This window comes from Moraxella oblonga NBRC 102422 (assembly GCF_001598275.1).
In the GTDB taxonomy this organism is placed as follows: Bacteria; Pseudomonadota; Gammaproteobacteria; order Pseudomonadales; family Moraxellaceae; genus Moraxella; species Moraxella oblonga.
Genome location: NZ_BCYQ01000025.1, coordinates 21,980 through 33,479 on the forward strand (window position 1 = coordinate 21,980; position 11,500 = coordinate 33,479).

The 11,500-nt window shown below is 40.7% G+C and carries 12 protein-coding genes; 6 read left to right on the forward strand and 6 right to left on the reverse strand.

Annotation, left to right across the window (positions count from 1 at the left end; genetic code table 11):
* Window positions 1–5: 5 nt before the first annotated feature.
* Window positions 6–2,039 carry a UvrD-helicase domain-containing protein gene (locus tag MOB01S_RS08020; protein WP_066803634.1) on the reverse strand — a complete coding sequence of 678 codons (2,034 nt, stop codon included), beginning with the start codon at window positions 2,037–2,039 and terminating at the stop codon, window positions 6–8.
* Window positions 2,040–2,156: 117 nt separating this feature from the next.
* On the opposite strand from MOB01S_RS08020, the gene MOB01S_RS08025 reads away from it, so the two are divergent.
* Entirely contained in the window at window positions 2,157–3,404 is a 1,248-nt protein-coding gene (locus MOB01S_RS08025; RefSeq protein ID WP_169798134.1) for a WG repeat-containing protein, read from the forward strand.
* 50 nt (window positions 3,405–3,454) lie between these two features.
* Here the strand turns inward: MOB01S_RS08025 and MOB01S_RS08030 are convergent, their stop codons facing one another.
* The 5 genes from MOB01S_RS08030 to MOB01S_RS08050 form a co-directional block, all read right to left on the reverse strand.
* Complete coding sequence (locus MOB01S_RS08030) at window positions 3,455–4,306, reverse strand: DMT family transporter (protein ID WP_066803640.1); 852 nt, start codon at window positions 4,304–4,306, stop codon at window positions 3,455–3,457.
* A gap of 113 nt (window positions 4,307–4,419) precedes the next feature.
* Entirely contained in the window at window positions 4,420–5,340 is a 921-nt protein-coding gene (locus MOB01S_RS08035) for a tetratricopeptide repeat protein (protein WP_066803643.1), read from the reverse strand.
* 13 nt (window positions 5,341–5,353) lie between these two features.
* On the reverse strand, window positions 5,354–6,349 hold the full coding sequence (locus tag MOB01S_RS08040) for a polyprenyl synthetase family protein (protein WP_439646419.1): 996 nt from the start codon (window positions 6,347–6,349) through the stop codon (window positions 5,354–5,356).
* Window positions 6,350–6,410: 61 nt separating this feature from the next.
* Window positions 6,411–6,731 (reverse strand): type II toxin-antitoxin system RelE family toxin, encoded by a 321-nt coding sequence (locus MOB01S_RS08045; protein ID WP_066803649.1) that lies wholly within the window; start codon window positions 6,729–6,731, stop codon window positions 6,411–6,413.
* Window positions 6,728–6,970: a type II toxin-antitoxin system RelB/DinJ family antitoxin gene (locus MOB01S_RS08050; protein ID WP_066803652.1), complete on the reverse strand. Its 243-nt coding sequence runs from the start codon at window positions 6,968–6,970 to the stop codon at window positions 6,728–6,730. Before MOB01S_RS08050 ends, MOB01S_RS08045 begins: the two co-directional genes overlap by 4 nt.
* 216 nt (window positions 6,971–7,186) lie before the next feature.
* Here MOB01S_RS08050 and MOB01S_RS08055 point away from each other — a divergent pair, with 216 nt between their 5' ends.
* The 5 genes from MOB01S_RS08055 to MOB01S_RS08075 all read left to right on the forward strand — a co-directional run bounded on the left by MOB01S_RS08055 (window position 7,187) and on the right by MOB01S_RS08075 (window position 11,296).
* Complete coding sequence (locus tag MOB01S_RS08055; RefSeq protein ID WP_066803655.1) at window positions 7,187–8,266, forward strand: 3-deoxy-7-phosphoheptulonate synthase; 1,080 nt, start codon at window positions 7,187–7,189, stop codon at window positions 8,264–8,266.
* An 82-nt stretch (window positions 8,267–8,348) separates the two neighbouring features.
* Window positions 8,349–9,215 carry a DMT family transporter gene (locus tag MOB01S_RS08060; protein WP_066803670.1) on the forward strand — a complete coding sequence of 289 codons (867 nt, stop codon included), beginning with the start codon at window positions 8,349–8,351 and terminating at the stop codon, window positions 9,213–9,215.
* Window positions 9,216–9,288: 73 nt separating this feature from the next.
* Window positions 9,289–9,933: a DedA family protein gene (locus MOB01S_RS08065; RefSeq protein WP_066803658.1), complete on the forward strand. Its 645-nt coding sequence runs from the start codon at window positions 9,289–9,291 to the stop codon at window positions 9,931–9,933.
* A gap of 9 nt (window positions 9,934–9,942) precedes the next feature.
* On the forward strand, window positions 9,943–10,644 hold the full coding sequence (locus MOB01S_RS08070) for a Smr/MutS family protein (RefSeq protein ID WP_066803660.1): 702 nt from the start codon (window positions 9,943–9,945) through the stop codon (window positions 10,642–10,644).
* Window positions 10,645–10,702: 58 nt separating this feature from the next.
* Window positions 10,703–11,296 carry a FixH family protein gene (locus MOB01S_RS08075; RefSeq protein WP_066803663.1) on the forward strand — a complete coding sequence of 198 codons (594 nt, stop codon included), beginning with the start codon at window positions 10,703–10,705 and terminating at the stop codon, window positions 11,294–11,296.
* The last annotated feature ends 204 nt before the right edge of the window (window positions 11,297–11,500 follow it).

Below are 11,500 nucleotides of genomic sequence, written 5' to 3' on the forward strand. Positions count from 1 at the left end.
CCAAATCACCCCTTCCTTTTCTGAGCCAACATTGCCTGAATATTTGCTAAATATTGATTAGCAACTTGTTTTGGGTCTTTTTTGGCAGTGCCTTTGGCAGGGTAATCAATATGATCAATAGGCAATTCGTCCAAAAAACGTGAAGGCGTAGTTTGTTTAAAATCTTTACCCATACGGCGTTTTTGGGCAAACAATAGCGTCAGCTCGTGCCTTGCTCTGGTAATCCCTACATACATCAAACGCCGTTCTTCTTCTATGGTGTTGCTTGCTATGGAATTTTTATGGGGCAAAATATCCTCCTCAACCCCCATAATGTACACATAATCAAACTCCAACCCCTTAGCGGCGTGTAATGTCATCAGATTGACTTTATTGGTATTTTGTTCTTCTTGTTGCTGCTCTAACATATCAAGAAGCATCATTTTACGAATGACTGCCTCAATCGTCCGCTCATCATCATCTTCGGCACGCTCAATCAGATTGCCAATACTTTGATATAAAGATTCTATGTTATCAAGGCGGTTTTTTTCTTGTTGGGTGTTTTTGCTATCTTCTTTGATGTAATCAAGATAGCCTGTCTCAATCATCATCTGACGCACCAGTGGCATGGGGTCAGCATTATCATATAACTCACGAGTATAATGCTCAATAAAATCAGCAAAACCGTGTAAAGTGTTACTTGCCTTTGTACCTATTGCTGTTTTTAGTCCAGCATGGCTACATGCTGACAACAATGATATGCCATATTGCTGAGCCAACAGACCCAACTTTTCTAAGGTTGCCGACCCCATGCCACGCTTAGGGGTATTGATGATGCGTAAAAATGCCGAATCATCATCAGGATTTAAGATGAGCCTAAGGTAACTCATCACATCTTTGACTTCGGCACGAGCAAAAAATGACGTACCACCCGATAGCTTATAAGGAATTTGCAATGAGCGAAGTTCGGTCTCCAACACACGAGCCTGAAAGTTAGAACGATACAATACAGCGTATTGGTCCCATGTATTGCTGTGGCGAATGCGATGGGTCAAAATCTCTTTGGCAACACGCTCCGCTTCTGCCATTTCGTCCATACATGTCAAAACTCGCACAAGCTCGCCATGACCCTTATCCGACCACAATTCTTTTGTAAATAGATGTTCGTTATTGGCAATGACAGCGTTGGCAGAGGATAATATGCGGTTGGTAGAACGATAATTTTGTTCTAATTTAATCACTGTCAAATTGGGAAAATCTTTTTTGAGCAATGCCATATTTTCAGGCTTTGCCCCACGCCACGCATAGATAGATTGGTCATCATCGCCCACCACTGTAAAGCGTGCTGATGTCCCCACCAAAAGTTTGATTAATTCATATTGAGCAGTATTGGTGTCTTGGTATTCGTCCACCAAAAGATAGCGAATGCGATTTTGCCATTTGTGGCGAACTTGGTCATTTTCCTTTAAAATACGGGCAGGCAAGACGATTAAATCATCAAAATCCACCGCATTATAAGCACGCAAATTACGCTCATAAAGCCCATACAAATGAGCAAAAACCTTATCCTCTGGGTCATCTAATGTTTCCAAAACATCTTCTGGGGCGATGAGGTCATTTTTCCAATCGCTGATTTTTTTGACAGCCACCGCCACCGTATCGGCACGCTCCGCCCCTGAAAGGTTGTCTCGCACCATAAGTTCAGCCAGCAGTCTTTTACTATCATCAGCGTCCATGATGCTAAAATTAGATTTTAAGGCGGTGTGTTTTAATTCGTACCGCAAAAACTGCAAGCCAAACTGGTGAAAAGTAGACACCGTCAAGCCTCGAACCCGTTCACCAGAAATCAGTTTTTTAACACGCTCTTTCATCTCACGAGAAGCTTTATTGGTAAAAGTCATGGCAACGATACGATCAGCAGGAATCTGACATTCATCAATCAAATAGGCGATTTTTTGGGTAATGACCGATGTCTTGCCAGACCCTGCCCCTGCTAGGACGAGCAATGCACCATTTACATGACGTTTGGCTTCTTCTTGGCGGGGATTTAACTGACTCATGATTTTCTACAAGTTGGCAAATGGGGGCTTATTATAATGGATTTTGACAATTTGGGCAAAAGTTTGTGCTACAATACCACAATCTGTTTTATGTTTTTAATCAATATGCAAAACCTCATGATGACACGCCACACACTTTTTTCCAAATCCTTATTAGCCATACTGATTTTAACAAATATATCTTATGCCAATGTTACACCGCCAAACACCCCACAAAAAACCCAAAGCCAATTAGAGACACAACGCCAAGATGAGCAACGAGCTAAAATGAGAGCAGAACGACAGGCATTGCAACGTGCCAAAACTCATCATGGACTTACACCCATACAAGGCCCCACCACACAAAAATATGGCTATAAAGACATACAAGGCAATACTGTCATCAGCCCAATTTATGATCAGATTGAAAAATTTACTGGCGATCCGATGATTGTGGTAAAATCAGGTTTGTATGGTGTGATTGATAAAAATGGTAAGACCATCATTGATACGGTTTATGATGACATACAAAGGCAGGATTCATATTATATCGTTAAAAAACAAGGGCTTTATGGTGTGCTTGATGAAAATGGCGAAGTTGTGATTGACGTGATAAATGATGAATTGCATGATTTAAGCCTCATTAAAGCATCTTGGAACAAATCCGCTTATTTTGTCAAAAAACAAGGTAAATATGGCATTTATGATGATAAAGGTAGCATTATCCTACCTTTTGAATATGATAAGCATGGTAAATTAGAGGGAGGCATTTTACCCTTATCTAAAAATGGCAAATGGGGCATGATAAAATTTGCCACCGACCAATATCAAGGCGTTGATTTTAAACAGCCTTATCAGGTCATGGTTGATTTTACATTAGACTATGATTTTGTGTACGGATTTACCGATGAATTATCTTTGGTGTATAAAAATGACAAATATGGTTTTATTGACAAAACAGGCAAACAAATCATACCATTAATCTATGATATCGCCCTGCCATTTTATCCACCCATCACCAAAGTACATAACAGTAAACACCCCAATATCATCAATGATCCCGTCGCCTTTGTTGGTAGAAAATCAGGTGAAAAAATGCACTATGGGGCGATTGATAAAACAGGCAAAATCATCATTCCCATTGAATATGATAAAGTTGATACAACCGTTATATTTACACCTTTTATCATCGCCTCAAAAGACAATCAATTTAGCATTTTTGGTCGCAATGGCTCACGCATTTTATCTGATACCTATGATAAAATCCAACCATCGCCATTTTGTTTTGGTATTTTAGATTTAATAAATCCTGACAACAAACCCAGACAATGCACGCTCTATACCATAAAAGATGGCATAGAAAATGAAATTGACATAAAATACTAAACAACCATTCAAATAAAAATGCCAATATCATGATTGGCATTTTTATTTTGTCATTTTAAATATGACAAACACCACACCGCACAAATACCGAGTATAATGCCCACGCCATTGATTTTAGAAATCTTTTCTTTAAAAATAAGCAATCCCACAATCGCCCCCAAACAAATCACGCCAATATTCATACCCGCAAATACTAAGGTAGGGTCATCTTTAAAGGCTTGGTGAGCTTTGATATAAAATAGGATATTGCAAAAATTTAATACACCAAGTATCACACCACTTGCCAAACTTTTGGCCTGCCATTTGGTTTTGTTGACAAGTAAATAAACAAACAACAGCACAAATGCCAATATAAAACTGACCGTGAGTGTATTTGAAAAAACAGAGCCTTGTTTTGACATTTGTTTAAATAAAATATCAATCACGCCATAACCTACCCATACCCCACCCAATATCAGAGCAGTATTTTTTAAATCCGCTTTATGATTGACAGTGTGGGCAGGTTTATAAGTTAAAGCAATCAGTGAGGCAAAAGCAAGCAAGATACCAAGCCCTTTTGCCAATGTCAAATCTTCACCAAAAATCGTAAAGGACGCCAATATCGGTAAAAATAACGCCAAACGCTGTGCCACGTCAGATTTGGCAATGCCAACCATTTGCACCGCTTTTGCCATAATAATAAACACGCTTGGCAATAACACCCCCAAGGAGATAAAAATAGACGCCCCTTGATTAAAGATGTCTGGTGTTAAATTGGGTTTTAATAGCAAAAAACATAAAATGATGGCGGTGATATAATTGATTAAAATCGCTTGGGCGATATCAAGGTTTTGTTTGCGAGCAATTTTTAAAAAAATGGATACAAATACACTGGCACAAATGGCAAGAATCAAAAAAATCATGATTTTCCTATCACATCAGTTGAAATATTTTGTTACAAAATGATGTGATATTATAACCATGATTTTATGTTTGTCAAGTGTTGTGAAATACTGTTCACTTAATTTTATGAGATTTATTCTTGCCAAACCCACCAAACCCTGCCATCTGTGGGTTTGCTAGGTTCATAAGTTTTGTGCAAGACTTCTTTAACCATACGGTTATCGCCTTTTTGTTGCCAATCATGCAACAACTTTTGAAGTTCATCATGCGATTTTGCCCCAAAGCCTACACCTTGCTCATTTTGTACGTTATCATGTGAGTGGGCAACATCACCATAACTGCATTTTAAACAGATAAATCGTACAGTCTTTGACCAATTTTCACCCCAAATATCCCTATCCTGCCCCATTTTCAACAACTCATCAAGACTGTCTTCATCACATACCAAAAATACCGTAAAAGTCAAATAGGGCGAGCGTTGCCACAAACCAAACGCATTAAATACAGGTACACGTCCATCTTGGCGAGTGCCTGTACTTGCCCCATCGTGTAGTACAATATCGCCAAACTGATAACCACTTTGGGGAAAAGGCACATTATCAATCCGCATTCGCACAGGGTCAAGACGAGTACCATACACACACTCGCCATTTTCCCAAGCGTTCAACCTTACCACTGCCTGCCCAAAATCACCCACAATCTCGCCATCGCCCTGCCCCACATCTACACCACACATTTCCCACAGTTCACGGGCAGTAGCCCAATCATGCAGGGCGGTTGCTCCAATCGCCCCATTCCAGCATTCAGCTTCTATGTCCGTTTGCCCCTGCGTGCTTTGTAGCTCAATCGCTGTCAAATTGGCACTCACACATAATTGCCAATCGCCACGATTTTTGGCAATCAATCCTTGCATATAGTGATAGTTGGCATTATCGGGAAAATGTACCACCAATTTGGCAAATAAATCATTTGCTTTTGTCAGTTGCCCATCATTAAAGGCTTGATAGGCTTTTTGGTGAAGTTTTTTAAGATGTCGGCGAGTTGGAGATTTCATAGATGTTGCCAGACTATACAAGCCTTGCACTTGCCAATTGGGTTAATTGATAAAGGGCGTGGCGATATTGATTATCAGGTAATTTCATCAAGGCAGTTTGGGCAAGGGCAGTTTCTTCCAAAGCACGCTTTTTACAGTAATCCAATGCCCCACTTGAGCGTACCAGTTCAATCAGCTCGCCTGCATTGTTTGCCTTGCCTGTTTGTACGGCAATCCGTAGTTTGTCATAATTGGCATTGTCTTTGTCTTTTAGAATTTGCAAAGTTTTGATAATCGGCAAGGTTGGCTTACCTTCTGCCAAATCATCGCCCAAATTTTTACCCATTGTTTCACTATCGCCCATAAAATCTAGTACATCATCAATCATCTGAAAAGCATTGCCAAAATGTTGCCCAAAGTCCGACAAAACATCAAGCAATTGCCTATCATCGTGCCGTCCGTGCAAAAGTGCCGCCCCCACGCACGCCATCATAAAGAGCCGTGAAGTCTTGCCATCAATGATTTGTAGGTAGTCGTTTTCGGTGGTGTCAATGTTGTGTTGGTGCTGTAATTGCAACACTTCACCTTCGGCAATGTCGCAAGTGCCGTCCGAAAACAGCTTTAACAAAGTCATATCACCAAACCCTGTCAAAAGATTGAACGAACGGGCAATCAGATAATCGCCAACCAAAACAGCTGTAGCATTATTCCAAGTAGCATTGGCGGTCGGTCGCCCCCGTCTTAGTCCCGACTCATCAATGACATCATCGTGAACAAGTGTAGCGGTATGGAGCATTTCGGTAATCGCCCCAAGTTCCAAGGCTTGTTTATGTTGTTCATCGTTTAACATACGAGAGATGAGCAAAGTCATCAACGGTCGCATTCGCTTGCCCCCTGCGTTGATGACGTGGTCAGAGACTTTCATAATCAGCTGAACTTTGGAATTTAGTGAGCCAAAAACTTGCTTATCCATCATTGCAAAATCATCGGCAACAACGGATAAAATATCGGCATAAGTAGGCGTGGTCATTGTCATTCTCAAAACTAAAATTGGGCTATGATAGCATATTTTGGGGCGTGGGGCAAAAGCGTTATTTAACAGGTTGCAGGTCAAAACCTTGGTTGTCTGATTGGTGTTGGGCAAGCCGTTCTGTAACGGCATTTTTTTTACGCTTACCCACCGCAACGACAAAAACCACCACTTTATCATCTTCCACTTGATATACAAGGCGATAACCTACCGCGCGTAATTTGATTTTGTACCAATTTTGCCCACCACTAAGACGATTGACAATGATATGCGGATTTTGCAAGACCTTAGCCAATTTCTTTTTAAATTGTACTTTTATAGTATCGCCCAGTTTTTGCCACTCTTTTAAGGCTCGTTCATCAAATTCTAGCTGGTACATCAAAGCTCGTCCAAACTCACTTTGAGGCGTGGAGCAGGGCTGGCAAGTCGCTGTTTGGCAAGTGCCAAAAGCTCATCATCCTCATCGGTCAAAACCACAGTTTTAAATGGCAGTTTTTTGTGATAAGCGACATATTGCAAGGTTTGACGGATAAGTTCAGACGGTGTGATGCCAAGTTCTTGTAATGCCAAAAAGGATTGGGCTTTTAATTCATCGTCCACACGAGCTATGATATTTGCCATAATTTTTCCAAAATGTCTATAAAATTGTCATTACAATTATAACACAAATTTTTATTTTAAAAATAACCATAAATTATCATTTTATAAAAATTCATAAACAATTTTTAAAATTTTCGCCCTTTTTATCACTTTTTAACTTGTCAAACCGTGCAAAACTGTGCATAATACCCCATTATCACAGCAAAATACAACAAACCCAAAATGTAGGCAGGTATTATGTCATTTTTAACCCACCATACCGAAATTGATGATGTCAATATTGAAAAAATTACCCCCCTCATCACTCCAGCCGAACTAAAACGCACCTACCCCCTATCAAGCCAAGCCTTTAATACCGTCTTGCACGGTCGCAAGGTGGTACAAGATATTTTGGACGGTATTGACAAGCGGATTTTGGTGGTGGTTGGTCCTTGCTCCATTCACGATACCAAAGCCGCCCACGAATACGCCGACAAATTAAAGGTACTGGCAGAAGAATTAAAGGACGAACTATTTATTATAATGCGTGTTTATTTTGAAAAACCACGCACCACCACAGGCTGGAAGGGTCTGATTAATGACCCTGATATGAATGACAGCTTTGATATTGAAAAAGGGCTTGGTATGGCTCGCAAGCTCCTTTTGGAACTCAACGAAAAAGGCTTGCCCTGTGCCACCGAAGCCCTAGACCCCAACACCCCTCAATATATGCAAGATTTAATTAGCTGGTCAGCCATTGGTGCTAGAACCACCGAGAGTCAAACCCACCGTGAAATGTCAAGCGGTCTGTCCTGCCCTGTTGGTTTTAAAAACGGCACAGACGGCTCAATGACGGTGGCGGTCAATGCAATGCAAGCGGTCAAATCAGGGCATAGCTTCTTAGGCTTATCATCAGATGGCAAAGTCTCCATCATCAAATCCAAAGGCAACAAATACGCCCATGTAGTTTTGCGTGGTGGCAATGACCAGCCCAATTATGATGAAACCGCCATCGCTGCCGCCGAAAACGAATTAACCAAAGGCAAGGTCAATGGCAAGATTATGGTGGACGCAAGCCACGCCAACTCTGGCAAAGACCCCTATTTACAACCAATGGTTATCCAAAACATCGCCCGCCAAATCCAAAATGGCAACAAATCCATTATGGGGCTAATGATTGAAAGCCATCTAAAAGGCGGACGGCAAAATATCCCTGCCGACTTATCCCAATTAGAATATGGCAAATCAGTAACAGATGGTTGTCTAGATTGGGAAAAAACGGTGGAAGTCTTGCGTCAATTTGCCAAAGAGGTCAAAGAGTATTTGCCAAACCGCTAACCTCCCATCATACCATCATACAAAATTCATAACAGTAAAGGCGTAGTATTCGCCTTTATTGTTTTTATCACTCAAAAAAATCATGTCAAACCCCACCAACCCAAGTCAAGGCTCGTTTTTTGGTTCGTTTTATATGGTCATCGCCTGCCTGTGCTTTGCCCTCATGCTTGTATTTGTCAAATTGGTAGGGCAAAAATTTGCCATGCATACCTATGAAATCACCTTTTGGCGAGTGTTATTTTCATTTGTGGTGTTGGGTGGATTTTCATGGATAAAGGGGCGAGATTTCCGTACGGCTTATCCCAAAGAGCATTTTTGGCGGTCTTTGGCAGGGTCAGTTGCTTTGCTGATGAATTTTTATGTCGCAATCCATTTACCTCTTGCCACTGCCAGCGTGTTACAAAACACCTCGTCCATTTTTTTGGGTATTTTATCCATCATCATTTTAAAACAAAAACCCACCCCAATGAACTGGGTTTCGCTTGGCTTAGGTTTTTTGGGAGTAGTGGTATTACTAAAACCTACCGCAAGCGGTGATTTGTTCGCCATGCTCATGGGACTAACGAGCGGAGCAATTAGTGGTTATGCTTATTTGCAAGTACGAGAGTTGTCTTTGCTTGGTGAGCCTGCATGGCGGATTGTTTTTTATCTATCACTTTTATCCACACTCATATCAGGGTTTTTGGCATTCTATGTGGGTTTTACCCCCATAAATTTGACAAATCTACCCCACCTTATCGCCATTGGTATGACCGCCCTAGCAGGGCAACTGCTCATGACTTATGCCTACCAAGTCGGTCAAAAATTTGTCGTGGCAGTACTCAACTATCTGGGCGTGGTGTTTGCTATGGGTTTGGGAGTGATGTTGTTTGGTGAAAAACTAGACACATTTAGTTTGCTTGGTATCGCCATCATTGTGGCAAGCGGTATATTGAGTGCAAAAAAATAATCACCAAACCACTATAAAATCAAGCAAATTCTGTTATAATTGCCAGTTTTTATACTTTTCATGGTCTGCCCACATGGACATCATTTTACAACTTTTTGACCTCATCTTACACATTGACAAACATTTATCCGTTTTTTTGGCGGACTATGGGCTGTGGATTTATGGTATTTTATTTTTAATCATTTTTGTAGAAACAGGACTTGTCATCATGCCATTTTTGCCGGGCGATAGCCTACTTTTTGCAGTAGGGGCATTGGCATCATTTACAGGTCAGCTAAACCCCGTCTTACTCATCGGCTTATTGTTTGTATCAGCCGTGCTTGGCGATACCTTAAATTATCACATTGGCAAATACATCGGTCCAAAAGTTTTTGAAAAAAATTACCGTTTTATCAATAAAGAGTATTTATTCAAAACCCAAGCTTTTTTTGAAAAACATGGGGGCAAAACTGTGATTTTTGCCAGATTTTTACCATTTGCTCGCACCTTTGCTCCATTTGTGGCAGGTGCTGGTAGCATGAATTACAAAAAATTCATCACTTATAATGTGATTGGTGGTTTTTTATGGATTAATTCTTTTGTATTGTTAGGGTATTTTTTTGGCAATCAGCCCGCCATCAAAGATAATTTTACCTATGTAATTTTTGGCATTATGATATTTAGTGCCTTGCCAGTCATCATTGGCTTTTTAAAACAAAAACTAAGCAAACCCCAATAGAGAACAATCATGACAACCTTTAAAGACTTACTTTCCAAAGAAACCCAAACCCAACTCAAAGAAATGGGTGGTAAATCCACCACCAAATCCGAAACCGACACCAATGGCAAGCCTACCACCGCCAATATCATGGGTAAAAAAGAAGTGGCAAACCAAGTCAAACGCCTAAACAGCGACTTAATAGACGATGATAAAGTACTGTTTATGCAAGCAATGAGCGGTGTTACCCCCTTAAAACATGAAAAATCCATCACCCAAAAACCCACCAAAAATAGCAATGAAGCTTTGTTTCGCCGTGCCAATGCCGAAGGGGTGGACAACATGGACAACACGACCCTATCGGACATGCAAGCTCTGCTCAACCCTGTGGCAGGCGAAGCGTTTTTGAGTTATAAACACCCCACACTCCAAAACAAGGTTTTTGAACAATTACGACAAGGCAAACTGCGTTGGTATGATGCGGTGGATTTGCACGGAGCAAGCATTGATGAAGCCAGAAATGCCATACTCACACTCATCAACAACGCCAAGAAAAATGGCGAGACGGTGGTCAAAATCGTCCACGGCAAAGGCATGGACGCAATCATCAAAACCTGTGTCAATGGTTGGTTACGCCAAATCAGCGATGTTATGGCGTTCGTGTCTGCTCCTGCCAAAGATGGTGGTAATGGGGCGGTGTTGGTGTTGATTAAAAAACAAAAGACAGCATAATCAGGGCAAAGATTTGGGGTTTTGTGATATAATGTCAAAAAATTAACGATAAAATATTATGAACACTACCAATCCTACCTCCCAAACCCCAACCAATTCCCAAAAATGGTACAAAAACTACATGATAACGGTTTTTGTGATTGGTTTGCCTGCATTTGTGGTGGTTATTTGTATTTTCTTCATCATCTTTGCCATCAAAATCAAGGATACTACCGTCCGTGATGACTGGTACATGGACGGCAAAAGCCTCTACCAAGACATCTCCAAAGATCAACTGACTTATGATTTGGGACTTGGTGGTATCATGCGGTTTGACGGTGAGCAAGTGCAGTTTGAACTCAAACATACCAACCCCATCGCTCACCCCAAAACACTAACGGTCAAAATCTCACACGCCACTGATAACAAAAAAGACCGTGATTTTGAAATGGTACACTTGGGTAATGGCATCTATCAGGGACGTGTTCAACTTGATCCGTTACCTTCAAAATATTATTTACACATCAATAGTAATGACGGTTGGCGATTGATTCAAACCCAAAAACTGCCTGCCAAAAATATAAGTTTCACACCGTTGTCTGCTTTTGATGAAAGCAAACAAACGCTACCAGACCAACGCAATAAACGCTACCGAGAACAAGTAGAACAATAAAACCGACTGGTCGGTTTTATGATGCCCAAATCACCATGGAATGACACCTTTCTTTTTTAACTCAAACAAATACCAATGACAAAGACTGCGTATGGTTTTATTTCCCTTGCCATACATTCATCATATACCAAAACAACTTTAAAAATGATACAAAATTAGTGATTGTCCGTAGATAAGTTGGTTGGCTTATTATATCTTATAGTC

What these genes read in the sequence shown, in the direction of transcription:
- MOB01S_RS08025 (WP_169798134.1), top strand. Translation starts at nt 2,157, where the DNA reads ATGATGACACGCCACACACTTTTTTCCAAATCCTTATTAGCCATACTG.
- MOB01S_RS08035 (WP_066803643.1), bottom strand. Translation starts at nt 5,340, where the DNA reads ATGAAATCTCCAACTCGCCGACATCTTAAAAAACTTCACCAAAAAGCC.
- MOB01S_RS08070 (WP_066803660.1), top strand. Translation starts at nt 9,943, where the DNA reads ATGACAACCTTTAAAGACTTACTTTCCAAAGAAACCCAAACCCAACTC.
- MOB01S_RS08030 (WP_066803640.1), bottom strand. Translation starts at nt 4,306, where the DNA reads ATGATTTTTTTGATTCTTGCCATTTGTGCCAGTGTATTTGTATCCATT.
- MOB01S_RS08060 (WP_066803670.1), top strand. Translation starts at nt 8,349, where the DNA reads ATGTCAAACCCCACCAACCCAAGTCAAGGCTCGTTTTTTGGTTCGTTT.
- MOB01S_RS08050 (WP_066803652.1), bottom strand. Translation starts at nt 6,970, where the DNA reads ATGGCAAATATCATAGCTCGTGTGGACGATGAATTAAAAGCCCAATCC.
- MOB01S_RS08020 (WP_066803634.1), bottom strand. Translation starts at nt 2,039, where the DNA reads ATGAGTCAGTTAAATCCCCGCCAAGAAGAAGCCAAACGTCATGTAAAT.
- MOB01S_RS08075 (WP_066803663.1), top strand. Translation starts at nt 10,703, where the DNA reads ATGAACACTACCAATCCTACCTCCCAAACCCCAACCAATTCCCAAAAA.
- MOB01S_RS08040 (WP_439646419.1), bottom strand. Translation starts at nt 6,349, where the DNA reads ATGACCACGCCTACTTATGCCGATATTTTATCCGTTGTTGCCGATGAT.
- MOB01S_RS08065 (WP_066803658.1), top strand. Translation starts at nt 9,289, where the DNA reads ATGGACATCATTTTACAACTTTTTGACCTCATCTTACACATTGACAAA.
- MOB01S_RS08055 (WP_066803655.1), top strand. Translation starts at nt 7,187, where the DNA reads ATGTCATTTTTAACCCACCATACCGAAATTGATGATGTCAATATTGAA.